Origin of the sequence: Streptomyces sp. NPDC059895 (genome assembly GCF_042731035.1) — a bacterium.
In the GTDB taxonomy this organism is placed as follows: Bacteria; Actinomycetota; Actinomycetes; order Streptomycetales; family Streptomycetaceae; genus Streptomyces.
Genome location: NZ_JBHWKO010000032.1, coordinates 79034 through 96377 on the forward strand (window position 1 = coordinate 79034; position 17344 = coordinate 96377).

Consider the following 17344-nt stretch of genomic DNA (forward strand, 5'->3'; position numbering starts at 1 on the left):
CTCCACCTCACTTCACGCGACGCCTGGGGTCATCACACAGCCTTCACACCCTCTCCGCTTCGCGATGTCGTTTACTGACCGTTCCCGCTCGAAGTCGACGAGTTCTGCCGACGGAAGCGGGGCCGGAGTCCTCAGGACTCCGGCCCCGCGACGGGACGACAGTGCGCGGCGGCTGTCAGCCGAACATCAGCTTGGTCGTGCCCCAGAGGCTGTCCGCGCTGATCACCGCCGCCCCCGTGCCGATCGTCGCCGCTCCACCCTTGTAGAAGTAGATGCTGCCGGCGCTGGACAGGGCCCAGATGTCGGGGACGGCGTCGCCGGTGACGTCCGGGGTGCCGCGCAGGTGGGTGACGGGCACGGTGGTGGTGTCCCAGCCCTCGGCGTAGATCTCGTCGGCACCGGTCCTGGACGCCGCCGCGGTGGCGAGGGAGGCGATGGTGGAGCCGCCCGCGCTGTCCGCCACGCCGTACCGCAGGTAGAGGCGGCTGGAGGAACCCGAGCGCCACAGCAGGTCGGGGGCGCCGTCCTTGTCGTGGTCGCCGACCGAGACGAGGTCGCGGTCCAGCCACGCCGTCGAGGCGATCTTCGTGAGCGTCAGGAAGGTGGCGCCGGTGTAGCCCTCGAAGGCCCACAGCTCGCCGCCGGTGGCGGTGGCGAACAGGTCGGCGCGGCCGTCGGCGTCGTAGTCGCCCACGATGATCTGGTCGAACGTCGCCGGGTCCGGGGCGCCCGACGGCAGCCGGACGGTCACCCGCTGGGAGATGTCGACGCCGCCGTAGCCGTCCCCGGGGTAGACGTACAGCTTGCCGTCGGGCATGCGGGCGAAGAGGTCGCCGACGCCGTCGGCCGCGACCGCGTCGCCGCCGTGGGCGATCAGCGCGGGCTTGCCGTCACTGCCCATCCAGTAGCCCGGCAGGTGGTCCTCGCCGTCGCCGTCCGGGTCGGAGAGCAGACCGACGCCGTCGTCCTGGCCGGCCTCCAGGCCGACGTGCAGGTCGCCGGTGGTCATCGACGGGTACATCAGCAGGTTGCCGTTGGAGCTGATGGCGTACAGGTCCGCGATGCCGTCGCCCGTGGTGTCGCCGGGCTTGTCGGCGGCGTCGCGCGGGGTGACGTAGAACAGGTACTTGGTGCCCAGGGACGGGTTGCCCGCGCTGTCCACGGCCCGCACGTACAGCACGTTGGGTCCGGCGGTGGGCGGCGTGAGCGACACGGTCGCCGAGGCGCCCGCCGTGACGGTCTTGTTGCCGGCGTAGGTGGTGGTGTTGAAGGACCACTCGAACTTGGTGATGTCGGTGTCCTCGTCCGGCGCGATCGTGAAGCTGCCGGCGGTGCCGAACTTCGCCGTGGACCAGATCGATCCGTCCTCGTCGGCCGCCGGGAAGGCGGTCGACGACACCAGCGGCTCGTTGGGCTTGTCGCTGTCGAAGACGAACCGGCACACGTACGGGTCGGAGGTCGGCGCGTACGCCGAGGCCGCCCCGCTGGAGTCGATGGCGCGCACCCGCCAGGAGTACTGGTAGCCGTTGGTGAACGCGGTCTTCGCGACGGTGGCGGAGGCCTTGCCGGCGCTGGTCACCGTGACGTTCTTGTCGAGGATCTTGTCGTCGCCGTAGCCGGTGCGCCACAGCTCGAAGTCCAGGTACTTCAGGTCCTGCTTGGTGGAGGTGTCGTCGGGGTCGGAGGACACCGCCGACAGTGTCAGGTCGCGCTTGCCGATGTGGAGGTAGGGCGTGGTGCGGTCACAGCTGCCGCCGGGGGACTGGGCGACCGAGGTCGGCGTCTTCGGCTTGCGGTTGTAGACCAGGGTGAGCTTGGGCGCGCTGTCGCCCTCGGCCCGGAACTTCTTCCACGAGTACGCCGAGTCCTCGGTGGTGGCGCGCAGACCGATCGCCATCGAGGACCAGCCGCCGTCGGCGGCGTCCTGGGCGACGGACTTGGCGTCGTAGCTGACGTAGGCGTCCGGGCACGACGAGTTGTAGCCGTTCGCGAACGACTTGGTGCCGATCTCCGACTTCCAGTCCGGCTGGTTGTTCCAGGTCGTCTTGGAGGAGATGCTCCCGGTCAGCCACACCTGCATCTCCCGCGCGGAGCACGACCAGGAGTACGTCTCGCGCAGCCGGATGGAGGCGGAGGAGACGTGGGCGCCCTTGATGCTGGTGGACCAGCCGAGGCGGAAGAAGGAGCGTGACAGGCCCCAGGTGGTCGACTCGTAGCCGACGCGCGCCTCGGTGGTGCCGCTGTTGTAGTTGGCGCCGTCGTAGAAGCTGGAGCTCGGGTACTTCTTGTACGCCGTGGTCCAGTTCTTCGTCTTGCCGTAGATGGTCGGGTCGATGAAGACCGGGTAGACGGTGCTCTCGTCGGCGAGCAGGTCCGCGTCGGGGAGCAGGGTCAGGCCGGTGGAGGCGGCGCCGGGCGCGGTCAGCTTCGCGTCGGCGGCGGCCAGGTGGGTGCCGGGGTCGGCTCCGGCGAGGCCGGGCAGGGCGAAGACCTGCTCGTCGGTGGGGGCGGCGGTGGGCATGCCGTCGGCGTACGCGGCCGGCCGCAGGACGGCCGAGCCGGCCCGGGCGGAACCGGCCCCGGTCGAGCCGTGGAAGGCGGCCGGGTCGGCGGTGGCCCCCTCGGACGTGGTGGCCCCCTCGGACGCGGTGGGCTCCTCGGGTGCGGTGGACTCCTCGGAGGCGGTGGGCTCCTCGGGTGCGGTCGGCGCGTCCGTGTCCAGGCCGTCCTCGGGGACGGCGCTCTCGTCGGGAACCGGGGCGCCGGGCTCCTCGGAGTACGACGGTGTCGGCTCCGCGGTCTCCTCGACCGGCTCGGGGTCGTCGCCCTCGGTGGCGGCGTACGTTCCCGCGGAGTCCCACAGGTAGGGGGTGGGGGAGACGGCGATCTCCTGGCCGTCGCGGTCCTTGCCGCTGACGACCTTGGTGACCGGATCGAGGTGGAAGGTCAGGTCCGGCGACGACAGCCCGTACGACAGCCCGGTCAGCGACGCGTCCTTCGCGGCCTGCGCGCTGTGCACGATCAGGACGTGGCTGAAGCCACTGGCCTGCGCGGTCAGCATGAGGTCGATGCCGTCGAAGACGTTCCGGTAGAGGGCGCTCGAGCCGCTGATGACCGGTTCGGGCAGGGTGCCGGGCCAGCTCAGGGTGACCTCGTGGCCGTCGCTGGTCATGGTGGCCAGCTCGGAGTAGTTCTCGGTGGCGTCGGCGATCTGTACGGCGTCGCCGTTGCCGTCGCCGCCGGTCGCGACGGTGAAGACGGCGGGCTGGACGGTCGTCACGGCCCCGCGGCCGGCGGCGGCCTTGCGCGCACGCGAGCCGGAGCCGGTCGTCGCGTCCTCGCCGCCGCCGGAGAACACCACCGGGTCGACCGAGGCCCTGGGCGCCCAGCCACCGCCGTCCGTCTCGGCCAGGGTCGTGTCGATGGCCTTCCAGGCCCCGTTCACCTTGGCCCGTACGGGTGCGCCGTAGGTGACGAGTTCGAAGCTGCCGTCCGGGCGGGCGTACGTCGTGGACGTCTCGTCGCGCAGGGCGGTGACCTCGACGCGCTTGCCCGTGGAGACGGCCTTCTGCTGGGCGCCGTCCTGGCTCAGAGGGCCGTCGTCGGCCTTCTTCGTCACGGCTGGGGAGTCCGCGGTCCCCGGATCGTCGAACCACGGCACGGTGAGCAGGCCGACGCCGATCGCGCCGGCGACTAGTGCGCCCACCCCTGCCCGCCCGCGTCTGGACGCGGGCAGGCCGAAGCGACGACGTTCCATGGTGCTGCGTCCCCTCCCCCTGGAATTCCGGATCGCCCGGAACTCGGTGAGCTCCCTGTGCATCCCGGTCGTAATACCTGTCAGGTCTCCGGGAAAGCGAGCACAGAGCATGGCTGATGCCGGGGAATTGCGCCACACCGGTCGATCCCCTTTGCCTTTCCGTGACCTCTCGGGCGGAGTCGTCGGGCTCGCTCATCCGTCTAGCAAGTGGGCCTGACCAGCGAGTTCACTTGACGGGCAGGGTGTGCTAAACGATCACAATTTACCCGTCCTTCACGGACGATTAACCTCCGTTTGGGCGGTTCTTTAACGCATTAAACCGTCCGGATTGCATTGATCGTCGCCCGCGAGAAATGTGCTTGTGACCTAGATCACCGGCCTTATTTCGCTTGTTGACTTTCTGTGAACTCGTGGTTGAACATTCGTGTTCGTCAATGGACCGAACTGTGTGCGCGGGGGCTGCCGCTGTGTGGGGATCGCTGTCATGGAGCGGCAGGGGAGGGCGTGTGAGTACGCGTTCCGAGCGCCGCAGACGGGCGCGGATGCGCGTTGGTGTCGTCGGGTCGCTCGTGGTGGGGCTGGCGGTGGGTGTTCTGCCGGCCGCGTACGCGCTGCCGCCGGGTGACGACCGCAGCGGGGTCGAGCTGGTCGATCTTCCGGACGTCGAGCAGGCCGAGGGCGAGGAGGGCGGCAGTCTCGCCGAGCTGACCACGGCCGAGGCGGAGCCGCCGGTCGAGTACGAGCCGACGGAGGTGACGGCGCCGGCGGGTGGCACGGCCACCCAGGATCTGACCGGGCTGGCTCCGGGTGATCTGGTGCCGTTGACGCAGGCCGACGGCACGGCGCTGCCGGTGGAGGTGGGTGCGCCGGAGACGGCGACCGCGACGGAGGCCGCCGCCCTGGAGGGCGAGTGGCAGGTGTCCCTCGCCGCCCAGGACGAGATCGCCACGACGGCGATCGAGGGCGTGGCCCTGACGGTCACCCCGCCGGCGGAGTCCACCGGTGACGCGGTGATCGCCCTGGACTACAGCGACTTCTCGGAGCTGTACGGCGCGAACTGGGCGGACCGGCTGGAGTTCGTGCAGTACCCGTCCTGCTTCCTGACCACCCCGGACACCGAGGGCTGCTCGGAGCCGACCGAGGTGAGCACGGACAACGTGGTGGCGCAGACCGGCACCGATGCCGAGGGTGCTCCGGTGTACGAGCGGCGCATTCTGGCGACCGTCGCGACGGAGGACCTGGCGGCCGGTGGCACCAGCACCGAGACCGCAGCGTCGACCGAGACCGAGACCGAGGCTTCGACGGCGTCCACCGCCTCCGCCTCGGGTGAGGGTGTCGTCACCGACGGCGTGTACCGCGAGGCGAAGTCGGAGAGCGGCGCCCGTCTGGCGTCGCTGGCGGCCGCGACCGCCGACGGTTCGGGTTCCTCCGTCCTGCTGGCGACGGACTCCGGTTCGGGTTCCAAGGGTGACTTCGGTGCGACGCCGCTGGTGAGTGCCGGTTCGTGGTCGGCGGGCGGTAACTCGGGTGCGTTCACGTACTCGTACACGCTGCAGACGCCGAGTGTCCCGGGCGGCCCGTCGCCGTCGGTGTCGTTCGGTTACAACTCGCAGGTGGTGGACGGCCGTACGTCGGCGTCGAACAACCAGCCGTCGTGGATCGGTGACGGCTGGGAGTACAACGCGGGTTCGATCACGCGGACGTACACCTCGTGCCGTGACGACCAGACCGACGGCAACAACACGAAGAAGACCAGCGATCTGTGCTTCGGTTCGTACAACGCCACGCTCACGCTGGGCGGTACGACGACGGAGCTGGTCCTGCCGGACAGCGCGAGCAGCCCGTTCGGCGACGCGTGGGTCACGGCGAACGGTGACGGCTCCCGGGTGGAGCTGCTGCGTGACAGCGGCCTGGACAACGGTGACGCCGACGGCGAGTACTGGCGCGTCACCACCCGCGACGGCACGCAGTACTACTTCGGCAAGCACAAGCTGGACGCGAACTGGGCCAGCGGCGACCCGGTGACGAACTCGGTGTTCTCCGCGCCGGTCGCCGGCAACCAGAGCGGTGAGCCCTGCTACAAGTCGGGTGACTTCGCGGGCTCGTTCTGCGACCAGGCGTGGCGGTGGAACCTCGACTACGTCGTGGACACCAACGGCAACGCGATGACGCTGTGGTGGGCGAAGGAAAAGAACTACTACGCGAAGAACAACAAGTACAAGACGCCGGTCTCCTACGACCGCGGCGGCTACCTCAAGCGCATCGAGTACGGCCTGACCTCGGCCGACCCGTACGCCACGCCGATCTCGAAGGTGACCTTCGACGTCGACGAGCGGTGCTTCAAGGAAGGCGAGATCGCCTGCACGGCGGAGGGCGACGAGAACGACAACTTCACCTCCGGCGACTTCGCGAAGAACCGCATCTGGTACGACACCCCGGCCGACCTGTACTGCGCGTCGGGCAAGGAGTGCTACGTCCCCGTCCCCACCTTCTGGTCGCGCAAGCGCCTGGCCCAGGTGACCACGTGGACGCAGCGCACGCAGGGCTCGACGGAGCTGTCGAAGCTGGACAGCTGGACGCTTCAGCAGTCCCTGCCGGCCGACCTCACCGACGAGGGCACGGCCCTGTGGCTGGAGTCGATCACCCGCACCGGCTACGGCACCGACGGCGAGGCCATCGCGCTCAACCCGGTCGAGTTCCTCGCCAACAGCCTCTCCATGCCCAACCGCGTCAAGCGCGGCAGCGACGACCCCAACCCCGCCTTCGACCGGCTGCGCATCGCCCGTGTGGTGAGTGAGTACGGCGGCGAGACCGTCGTGACGTACAAGACCGACGCCTGCAAGGTCGACGGCGAGTTCCCCAAGCCGGAAGAGAACACCGGGCTGTGCTTCCCGGCGTACTGGAACCCCGATCCGGACGAGGAGACGATCGACTGGTTCCACAAGTACGTCGTCGACAACGTCCAGGAACTGCCCGCCCTCAACGGCGTCGACGCCATCACCACGACGTACGACTACCTCGGTGACGCCGCCTGGGCCCTGAACCAGGCCGAGTTCTCGAAGAAGAAGACCCGCACGTACGACCAGTGGCGCGGCTTCGCCCGGGTGCGCACGTACACAGGCGACGACAGTGCCACCGAATACATGTCCACCGAGCGGGGGATGACGGAGACCCGCTTCTTCCGGGGCATGGACGGTGACCCGCTGCCCGGCGGCGGGAGCCGCTCGGTCACCGTGAAGGACGTCGACGGCAACACGATCGCCACCGACGAGGAGGCCTTCGCCGGCCGTGTCGCCGAGTCCCTCACCTACTCCTCCGCCACTGCCTCCACCTGGCTGACCCGGACCGTGGACAAGCCGAAGGCGGTCAAGCTGGCGGCCCGCAGCCGCTCCGGCGGCATACCGGACCTGAAGGCCTGGCGCGTCCTCACGCCCGAGTCCCTCACCTACACCCGTTCCTCCGGTGACGGCGACGACAAGCGCACCGTGCGCGTCCTGCGCACGGTGACGGAGTACGAGGAGACCTACGGCCTGCCGACGCAGGTGACGGAGTACAACGACTGGTCGTCGGACCCGGCGGCCGACAAGGCGGACGACGACACCTGCACGGTGATGACGTACGTCCACAACACGTCCAAGCACCTCATCGGCCTGGCCAAGCAGACCCTGACCACCGCCGGCACCTGCGCCCAGGCGGACACGGCGACGGCGGCCGACTGGATCGACGGCTCCCGCGTCGCCTACGACGGCGGCGCCTACGGCGACGCCCCGACCACCGGCAACGCCACCGCCACCTGGGCGGTCACCGGCGCCGGCGGCGCCTGGGTCGCGGACGGCCAGGTCACCTACGACGCCTACGGCCGCACCACGTCCACCAGGAACGCGCTGGCCATCGCCAACGGCGAGGACACGAAGGACACCACGACCTACATCCCGGACACGGGCCAGGTCTACTCGATCAAGACGACCAACGCGCTGAACCAGAGCGAGACCAGCACGCTGGAACCCGGCCGCGGGGTGGCCCTCACCGACTCGGACGTCAACGGCCGCGTCACCACCTACACCTACGACGCGCTCGGCCGCACCACTCAGATGTGGAACCCGAACCGTTCCACGTCCAAGTCGCCGTCGGCGAAGATCACGTACGACACGACGATCGGCTCGCCGGTCTCGATCACGACGGAGTCGCTCACCGACACCGGTGACTACGGCGTGTCCACCGTGATCTACGACGGCATGGGCCGCGAGCGGCAGAAGCAGGAGCCGGCGGTCGGCGGCGGACGCCTGATCACCGACACCCTGTACAGCGCGAACGGCACCGTCAAGCAGACGAACAACGCCTACTACGACAAGGACGAGCCCTCCACCGTCCTGTTCGAGCTGGCCTCGGACTACCAGGTCCCCAACGCCACGCTCTACGCCTACGACGGCCTGGGCCGCACCCTCACCGAAACCCCGTATCTCAACGGTGAAGAGGTTCCGACCAAGGCGACCCGCTACGAGTACGGCCTCGACAACTCCACGGTGATCAACCCGATGGGTGCCACCGCCCAGCGCACCTGGTCCGACGCCATGGGCCGCATGGTCCGGGTGGACACGTTCACGGACGCGCTGCGTGCCGCCTACCGCTCGACGACGTACCAGTACGACGAGCGCGGCGACCGCGTCGAGGCGAAGGACTCCGAAGGCAACGTCTGGACGTGGAAGTTCGACGCCCGCGGCCGTGAGACCGAGGCCGTGGATCCGGACGCCGGTACGACCACGACGACCTACGACGTCCTGGACCGGCCGCAGCTGGTCACGGACGAGAACGCGGCCGTCTACACGGTCTACGACAAGCTGTCCCGCCCCATCGAGCAGCACGAGAACTCCGCCACCGGCACGTTGCTGGCTTCGACGACGTACGACACGCTGATCGGCGGCGTCGGTCTGGCCACCTCGCAGACCCGTTACACGGACGGTCTGGCGTACACCACGGCGGTGACCGGTTACACGACCGACTACCAGCCGACCGGCCAGAAGATCTCCATCCCCGAGTCGGTGGCACTCGCCAACGGCCTGCAGTCGAGCTACTCCTACAGCTACGAGTACTCCGAGTCCGGCCTGCTGGAGGCGGTCAACCTGCCCTCCGTGGGCACGCTGCCCGCCGAGAAGGTGGTCGTCCGCTACAACGAGGACGGCCTGCCGGTCTCGACCTCGGGCCTGGCCTGGTACACCGCGCAGACCTCGTACTCCCCGTACGGCCAGGTCCTGCGCACCGCCAGCGGTGAGAACCCCAACCGGCTGTGGACGACGAACCTGTTCGACGAGGCGACGGGTGAGCTGACCCGGAGCATCGTCGACCGCGAGTCGACCAGCGACACCACGGCCGTCACCGGCCACCGCGTCAACTCCCGGACGTACGCCTACGACCCGGCCGGCAACGTCACCTCGATCGCCGACACGTCGAACTCGGTGACCGACCGCCAGTGCTTCACCTACGACGCGCTGGGCCAGCTCACCGAGGCCTGGACGGCTCCGACGTCCTGCACGGCGACGGGCAAGACCACGGCGGCCGCGAAGTACTCGGACGGCACGACCAACGTCACGGCGGCGAACAGCGGTTACTGGCAGTCCTACGAGTACGACGCGTTGGGCAACCGCAAGACGCTCGTCGAGCACGACCCGGGCCTGGACACCACCAAGGACGCCACGACGACGTACGCGTACGGCAACGCGGACGGCACCCAGCCCCACACCCTGACGGGCATGTCCTCCACCTACAAGGCGGACTCCGGCGCGCAGGTCACGAAGGCGACGACGCTGACGTACGACGACGCGGGCAACACGCTCACCCGCACGTACGACGGCTCCGAGCAGGCGCTGGACTGGACGTGGGACGGCCAGGTCGAGAAGATCACCGGTTTCGGCGAGAACGGCGCCGGCGCGTGGAAGGGCCTGGCCAGCAAGTGCCTGGACCTGGCCAACGCGGCGACGACGGCCGACACACCGGTCCAGCTCTACACCTGCAACGGCTCCAAGGCGCAGAAGTTCCGCATCGACTCCGCGTCGTCCTCGGACCCGTCGACGGGCGCGCTGAAGATCCTCGGCAAGTGCGTGGTTCCGAAGGCCGGCGGCACCGCCAACGGCACGCTGGTCGTGATCGCGGACTGCACCGGCGCGGCGGCCCAGCAGTGGACGGCGACCTCCACCGGCACCCTGAAGCACGTCTCGTCGGGCAAGTGCCTTGACGTCCCGAGCTCCAACTCGGCCGACAGCACCGACCTCCAGCTGAACACGTGCGGCACCGCGGCGAACCAGCAGTGGGCGCCGGACAAGGAGACCAAGTACCTCTACGGCGGTGACGGATCACGCCTGATGGCCATCTCCGCCACCGAACGCACCCTGTACCTCGGCGAGTCGACGATCTCGGTCAACGCGGCCGGCGGCCCGGCCTACACCGAGCGCTACTACTCCCAGGCCGGTGCCCCGACCGTGATGCGCCACGCGCAGGGCACGGGCACGGCGGAACTGTCCGTGCAGGTCACCGACCAACAGGGCACCGCGTACATCAACGTGGCGCTCGCTTCGGGCAACAAGGTCAAGTTCTCCAAGCGCGACCCCTTCGGCGTGGAGCGGACCGAGTCCACGAGCTGGCGCTCCCACCAGAGCTACGTCGGCGGCGACGACGACACCAGCAGCGGCCTGGTCCACCTGGGCGCCCGCGAGTACGACCCGAACACGGGCCGCTTCCTCTCCCCGGACCCGGTCCTGGACCTGAACGACCCGGTCCAGATGAACGGCTACGTCTACTGCGAGAACAACCCGGTCACCTTCGCCGACCCGTCGGGCCTGGCGTCGGAAGGCGGCAGTTCGGAGTACGGCGGTCCGTCGGCGTCCGAAGAGGCGGCGGCGAATAAGACGCTGAACACCTCCGTGGCGGACGTGATCCTGTCCATCGGCTGGGCGGCGCTGAAGGAGTTCGTCGGCTGGGACAGCGTGGTCGGCTGCTTCTCCCGCGGCGACGTCTGGGCCTGCGGTGACCTTTTCCTCAACGCCATCCCCTGGACGAAGGCGTACAAGGCCTTCGGCATAGCCAAGGCGGCGTACCGCATCGCCAAGGCCGTCAACGCCCTGATGAAGGCCAAGGAGAAGGCCCGCAAGATCATCGAGTTGGCGCGCAAGGCACGCGAACTGGCCCGCAAGGCGGCAGCGGCCAAGAAGAAGGCGGCCGCGCTGGCGGCACAGCTGAAGAAGAAGGCCAAGGAGGCCGCCACCCGTCAGGCCAAGAAGGCCGCACAGAAGACCGGCAACGCGATCCAGAAGGCGCGCAAGACGGCGGCGAAGAAGGCGGAACCCAAGCCGCGGCAGACGAGTGCCGCGAAGAAGGAGTCGTCGGGCGGAGGCGATGACGACAGCGGCGCATCCGGCGCCAGCTGCCCGATCAACAGCTTCGTCCCCGGCACCCGGGTGCTGATGGCAGACGGCACCACCAAGCCGATCGAGGACGTCAAGAACGGCGACAAGGTTCTGGCGACCGACCCCGAGACCGGTGAGACCGCCGCCGAGACGGTCACCGCCGAAATCGTCGGCCAGGGCGTCAAGCATCTGGTCAAGGTGACCATCGCAGCCGGCGACGGCGAAAAGACCGCCCAGGTGACGGCCACGGACGGACATCCATTCTGGGTCCCGGAACTGGGCGAGTGGATCGACGCCACCGACCTGAAGGCGGGCGAGTGGCTGCGCACCAGCACCGGCACCTACGTCCAGGTCACGGCAGTCGAGCGCTGGACCACGCTGTGGGCCACCGTCCACAACCTGACCGTAAGTGACCTGCACACCTACTACGTGCTGGCAGGAACCACGCCGGTCCTGGTCCACAATCAGGGCTGTGGACCTGACGCCGACGAGGGGACGGCGCTGGTGCACGCACACGTCAGCGATGGGAACAACGTCCACTTCACCGTCGAGGTAATGGACGGAAGCGGTGAGATCACCCATTCCGAACTGATGCCCAACGTGGGGCACACGCAGACCGCCATTCGCAACTACACCGGATCGGCCGGGACGATGACATTCTCGTTCAGGCTTCCCAATGCCGGGGCTGCACGCGCCTTCCAGGACAAGAAGATCGGTACCGGTCAAGGGAAGTACGACTTCTTGACCAACAGTTGCCTCACCCACGTCTGTGATGTCCTGCGGGAGGGTGGAGTGACGGATCTCCCGGATACGGGAGTGCGCATGGCCGCTTGGGCGAAACGTGGTCTACAGTCTGCGTTCAGAGACGGCTGATGAGCCGACGAAAGGTCCGGCCGGTCTTCGATCGCATCCCTGGAAGCATCGGGAAAAGTTTGAAGACCGGCCTTTGTGTACTGACTCTGTTGAGGTTTTTTACGTGACTGCGGAAATCTCCCCCTATTTGGCGGCCTTCGTCAAAATGGCCTCTGACGGTCGTTTGGGTTGGGATGTCGTCGTGCTGGCCGGAAGGGGAATCTCTGCCTATGCGTCCGCCCAGCTCTGGATGCTCAGGGATGGGAAGACGTCGGTGGATCCCATGCGGCTCGCCGATGCGATCGAAGAGTTCGGTCTGGTCGTGGAGAAGGCATCAGACCTGTGGTCGGACTACGACGACGGGAAGATGTCCGAGGTGGACCTTCTGGTGCAACTCAAGGATGTCGTCCATCAGTTGGAGGCCTGGCCTGGGGATGACCTCGACGGTGCGGTCGATGAGTCGTGAGCCGCTACCGGTGACTGAACGTCCTGGAGGCGGGAAGGAGATGGGACCTTGCGGGACATGCGGATGATCACCGCAGCGGTGTGGCTGGCCTGCCTGCTGACCGGTTGCGACGCGGCGAGCGGCGGCGGTGGCAGCGAGGACGGCCTGCTGAAGCCCACCGCCCAGCCGGGCGCCACGGCGCGAGCCGGCGGCCTCGGCAGCGCCGCCCTCGCCGCCCGCGACGCGGACGGCTTCACGGTGTCCACCTCGGCCGACCGCCGCACGGTGCAGGTCACCGAGAACGCCTGCGCCCCGCTCGCCCACGCCCTGTCCGGCTCGGTGGTCGGCAAGCCGGCGTCCACGGTGGTCCGGGAGGCGTCCGGCGAGGGCGCCACCGTCACCGTGGTCCTCGCCGAGTACACCTCCGACCAGGCCCAGACGGCGATGGACGCCATCGGCACCGCCCTCGACGCGTGCGCGGACGGCTTCACGGCGACGGTCGACGGCGACGAGCACAAGGTCGGCAAGGTCACCCCGGAGATCGCCCCCGAGAGCACCGACCAGGCGATGGGCCTGGGCGCGACCGTGGAACGGGACGGCAAGAAGACGGCGGCCAAGGCCGTGATCCTCCGCTCCGGCACCACGGTGGCCTACCTCAGCGGCGCGCCGTCGATCCCTGCGGCCGTCCTGGACGCCCAGGTCGTCAAGCTGTCGTGAGCGACGGCTGAACACAGACTCGGCTGACGCCACGTCAGCCGTATCCATGCACAGAGAAAGAACGCACCGCCTCGTGAACAGAACCGGCATCCGCCGCTCCCGCACCCGCGCCACCGCCCTCACGGCCTCCGCGCTGGTGTCCCTCCTCGCGCTCACCGGCTGCGGCGGCGAGTCCGACAGCACCGATGCCGCCCCCCAGTCGACCTCGTCCGCGACGGCCTCCGCCGCGCAGGAGTCCACGGCCGCCTCCGCGGCCGAGCCGCTGACGGCCGCCGAGCTGGACAAGGCGGCCCTCACCAAGGCGGACGCGACCGGGTACGAGGTGGCCACCCCCAGCAAGGCCGAGATCACCGCCGCCGAGGCGACGACGGTCACCGGCGAGGAGTGCCTGCCGCTGGGGCGGGCCCTGGCCGGAACGGCGGTGGGGGAGCCCGCCGCGACCGCCTACCGCCGGGTGACGGGCAACGGCGCCACAGCCGCCGCCTCCTCCGAGGCCGCCGCCCTCGACATCAACACCGGCATGGTCACCCTCGCCTCCTACGCGAGCGCCGACGAGGCCGCCGCGGCCCTGAAGTCCGCCGCCGACGCGGTCACCACCTGCTCGGGCGGCTTCCAGTGGACCGCCGGCGGCGAGGACCTGTCCGCCACCGAGGTCACGCAGGACACCGCGCCGAAGGCCGGCGAGGAAGCGGTCGCCTTCACCGCCGTCACCCCGGTCGACGGTGTCGACACCCCCTGGAAGGTGGTCGTCTTCCGCGACGGCGCCACCCTCGCCCACTTCACCGTGGCCAACGCCGCCGCGATGATGTCCGGCGAGGACTTCACCTTCCCCGCCGACCTGGTCACCGCCCAGGCCGGCAAGCTGGCCTGACCCACGGACACCGCTGCCGGGCCGGGAATCTCCCCGGCCCGGCAGCGGTGTCCGCACTCTCGGATACGGATCCTCAGTCCTCGACCACCAGAGCCGGCGTCCCCGTCGTCAGGACCTCACCGCGGAAGAACGCCGGACTGCGCCGACGCATCGCCGCCATCAGGACCACGCCCAGGAGCAGCAGCCCGACCCCGATGACGAAGACGGAACCGACGCCCAGGACGGCCGAGCCGCTGCCGTAGGCCGGGTCCCACATGTCGTAGAGCGTCTTGCCGAAGACGGCCGTCAGCAGGAGGCCGCCCAGCACCGGGAAGACGCCCTTGAAGACCGCGTCCCGCACCGAGCGGGTCAGCGTGTCCCGGAAGTACCAGGCGCAGGCGAAGGCCGTCAGCGCGTAGTAGAAGCAGATCATCAGGCCGAGGGCGTAGATGGTGTCGACGAGGACGTGCTCGCTGAGGAGCGTCATGACGGTGTAGAAGACGCCGGTCGCCACGCCGGCGACGATCGTGGCCCGCCCGGGCGTGCGGAAACGCTCGTGCACGCGCGCGTACGACGCGGGCAGCGCCTCGTAGGTGGCCATCGCCAGCACCGTGCGGGCCACCGGGATGAACGTCGTCTGGAGGCTGGCGGCGGCCGAGGCGAGCACGGCGAGGAAGAGCAGGATGCCGAGGGCGCCGCCCATGACGGGGCCGGCGAGGGCGGCGAAGACGTTGTCGGAGGTGTCCGGGTTGGCGAGGCCCAGACCGTCGGTGCCGGCGCCGACCGCCATCTGGGCGGCCACCGCGGTCGTCAGGTAGGAGCCGACCAGCACCACCATCGCCACCAGCGCGGCCCGGCCCGGCGTCCGGTCGCTGCCGACGGTCTCCTCGTTCGCGGTCAGACAGGTGTCCCAGCCCCAGTACATGAAGATCGACAGGGAGAGCCCGGCACTGAACGCGGCGAACGACTTCACCTCGAACGGGTTGAGCCAGGACCAGGAGAAGTCGAGGTGACCGGCGAGCTCCCCGGAGCGGGCCTTCTGGAGGGCCAGCGCGACGAACACCGCCAGCACCACCAGTTGCAGCGCCACCAGCGCGTACTGCACGCCCTTCGTGGTGGTCATCCCCCGGTAGCTGATCGCCGTCGCGGCCGCGATCAGCAGCAGGCAGGTGATGATGTGGACCGCCTTGTCGCCGTCCAGGGCGGCGATCCGGTCGCTGCCGGTCACCTCGCCCGCCAGCAGCCAGAAGTACGAGGTGGCGACGCCCGCCAGGTTCGACAGCACGATCACCGTCGCGATGACCAGGCCCCAACCGCACATCCAGCCCAGGTGCGGCCCGAACGCCTTGACCGTCCAGGTGAAGGAGGTGCCGCAGTCCGGCACGGCCTTGTTGAGCTCGCGGTAGGCGAAGGCGACCAGCAGCATCGGCAGGAACCCCGCCAGGAACACGGCGGGCATCTGCACCCCCACCTCGCCCGCGGTGGAGCCGAGCGTGGAGGTGAGGCAGTAGACCGGCGCGACGGTCGAGACACCGATGACGGCGCTGCCCAGCAGGCCGACGGAATCGCCGCCGAGTCCTTTGCCGCGCACGCCGTCGGCGTCGTTCTGCGTCCCGTCGGTCCGTGACCGCGTCACCGTGTCTGTCATGACACGGGACGTTAAGTCATGCGTTTTCCATCGTTGGGCTGTCGGCAACCAGCCCGCTCTTCCTCGGAATCACAGCCCGCGTCGGCCAGTGCCCCGATGATTCCTTCGGCGTGAAGGGATGTGATCTTACATCGCAAGGAAGGGGTCCCGACTGTCCGGTATTCGGAAACCGTCGGACGCCTGAAATGTCGCGTTTCGATTCTTCCGTGTGACCTGCGTCGCCTACCCTGGCGCCGTGTACATGCCTGACACGCCCGGCGCCGTCGCCGCCCGTTTCACGGGTGCGACCGCGCTCCGGGAACGCCCGCGGTCCGCGACCGTGGTGGAGGTGGCGCTCGACGACGGGCGCACGGTCATGGTCAAGCGCGGCGACGGCCCGGAGGCGGTGCGGGCGGAGGCCGCCGGCCTGCGCTGGCTGGCCGACGCCGGGGCGGTCCGCGTACCCGGGGTGCACGGGCACGACGAACGGTCGCTGGTGACCGAACGGGTCGTGACGGGCCCGCCGACCCCCGAGGCGGCCCTCCGCTTCGGCCGCGACCTCGCCGCCCTGCACGCCGCCGGCGCGCCCGCCTTCGGCGCCCCGCCGCCGGGCGGACCCCGCCGGGCCCGCATCGGCCTCGCCCCGCTGCGGAACACCGAGGGCGCCGACTGGCCCGCCTGGTACGCCGAACACCGGGTGCTGCCGTATCTGCGCACGGCGGTCGACGGCGGCACGATGCGCCCCGCCGAGGCGGCCGTCGTCGAGCGGGTCTGCGCGCGGCTGCCGGAGTGGGCCGGTCCCGCCGAACCGCCGGCGCGGCTCCACGGCGACCTGTGGAACGGCAACGTGCTGTGGGGCGGGGACGGGCAGGTCCGGCTCATCGACCCGGCCGCGCACGGCGGCCACCGCGAGACCGACCTCGCGATGCTCCGCCTGTTCGGCTGCCCCCACCTGGAACTGGTGCTCGACGGCTACCGGCGTACGGCGCCGCTCGCGGACGGCTGGACCCGCCGGGTCGGGATCCACCAGCTCTTCCCGCTCCTCGTCCACGCGGTCCTCTTCGGCCGGACCTACGCCGAACAAGCACTGTCGGTGGCCGGCCGGGCCCTGCGCGACCACTGACGCCGGCCGTGACGGCGGGAGACCCGGGCCCCCTCGGAAGGGGCCCGGGCGAGGGGGCGTCCGCTCAGTGGGCGCCCAGACCGCCCCCGCCGAACGAACCGCTGCTGCCCCGGCTCCAGCGCGGACGCGTCTTGGAGTCGCTCGACCGCGTCTGCATGTTGGTCAGTTCGTACGGGGTCAGCGGACGGCCGCCCTTCGTCATGCGGGGCACCTCGTCGGGCTCCCGGTTCTCCCGGACCTCATGGACCGGGCCGTCCGGCGGCAGCTGCGGCTGTTCCTCGGGGCGCGGCCTGGGTGACTCGCGCATCTTGATACGCGCGCCCAGCCAGAAGCTGCCGGCCAGCATGGCTATCAGGGCGATGCCGACCACGAACAGTGCCAGGCTGAGCAGGCCGCTCGAGGCGGCCAGCTGCATGCTTGCGGTACTCATATCAGGCGAATACCCATCCAACCGGACATAAACCGCTCACCGGATTCGCCTGGGGGCTGTCGAAAAATAACTCCTCGGTTTCTGAGTTCTGTTGGCTCGTAGGATGCTGGTGTGGCGGAGGGGATCGAGGCGGGGCTTTCGGAGGC

The 17344-nt window shown here is 69.6% G+C and carries 8 protein-coding genes; 5 read left to right on the forward strand and 3 right to left on the reverse strand.

Annotated elements, in window-relative coordinates; all coding sequences use genetic code 11:
- Positions 1-175: 175 nt before the first annotated feature.
- On the reverse strand, positions 176-3757 hold the full coding sequence (locus ACFV9M_RS29535) for a DNRLRE domain-containing protein (RefSeq protein WP_385102565.1): 3582 nt from the start codon (positions 3755-3757) through the stop codon (positions 176-178).
- A gap of 506 nt (positions 3758-4263) precedes the next feature.
- Here ACFV9M_RS29535 and ACFV9M_RS29540 point away from each other — a divergent pair.
- The 4 genes from ACFV9M_RS29540 to ACFV9M_RS29555 all read left to right on the forward strand — a co-directional run bounded on the left by ACFV9M_RS29540 (position 4264) and on the right by ACFV9M_RS29555 (position 14039).
- The gene (locus ACFV9M_RS29540) at positions 4264-12027 is read left to right on the forward strand and encodes a polymorphic toxin-type HINT domain-containing protein (RefSeq protein WP_385068970.1); all 7764 of its coding nucleotides are present in this window, start codon (positions 4264-4266) and stop codon (positions 12025-12027) included.
- A 103-nt stretch (positions 12028-12130) separates the two neighbouring features.
- A complete protein-coding gene (locus ACFV9M_RS29545) occupies positions 12131-12472 on the forward strand; it encodes a hypothetical protein (RefSeq protein WP_385068972.1) in 342 nt (113 codons plus the stop codon).
- A gap of 48 nt (positions 12473-12520) precedes the next feature.
- Positions 12521-13168 (forward strand): hypothetical protein, encoded by a 648-nt coding sequence (locus tag ACFV9M_RS29550; protein WP_385068974.1) that lies wholly within the window; start codon positions 12521-12523, stop codon positions 13166-13168.
- A 73-nt stretch (positions 13169-13241) separates the two neighbouring features.
- Positions 13242-14039, forward strand: a complete 798-nt coding sequence (locus ACFV9M_RS29555) for a hypothetical protein (protein WP_385068976.1) — start codon at positions 13242-13244, stop codon at positions 14037-14039.
- 73 nt (positions 14040-14112) lie between these two features.
- Here ACFV9M_RS29555 and ACFV9M_RS29560 read toward each other — a convergent pair whose 3' ends face one another.
- Positions 14113-15666 carry an APC family permease gene (locus tag ACFV9M_RS29560; RefSeq protein WP_385079831.1) on the reverse strand — a complete coding sequence of 518 codons (1554 nt, stop codon included), beginning with the start codon at positions 15664-15666 and terminating at the stop codon, positions 14113-14115.
- Between the two features lie 241 nt (positions 15667-15907).
- Between ACFV9M_RS29560 and ACFV9M_RS29565 the strand changes: the two genes are divergently transcribed.
- On the forward strand, positions 15908-16768 hold the full coding sequence (locus ACFV9M_RS29565; RefSeq protein WP_385079836.1) for a fructosamine kinase family protein: 861 nt from the start codon (positions 15908-15910) through the stop codon (positions 16766-16768).
- 64 nt (positions 16769-16832) lie between these two features.
- Here ACFV9M_RS29565 and ACFV9M_RS29570 read toward each other — a convergent pair whose 3' ends face one another.
- Entirely contained in the window at positions 16833-17198 is a 366-nt protein-coding gene (locus ACFV9M_RS29570; RefSeq protein ID WP_385079834.1) for a DUF6479 family protein, read from the reverse strand.
- Positions 17199-17344 lie beyond the last annotated feature (146 nt).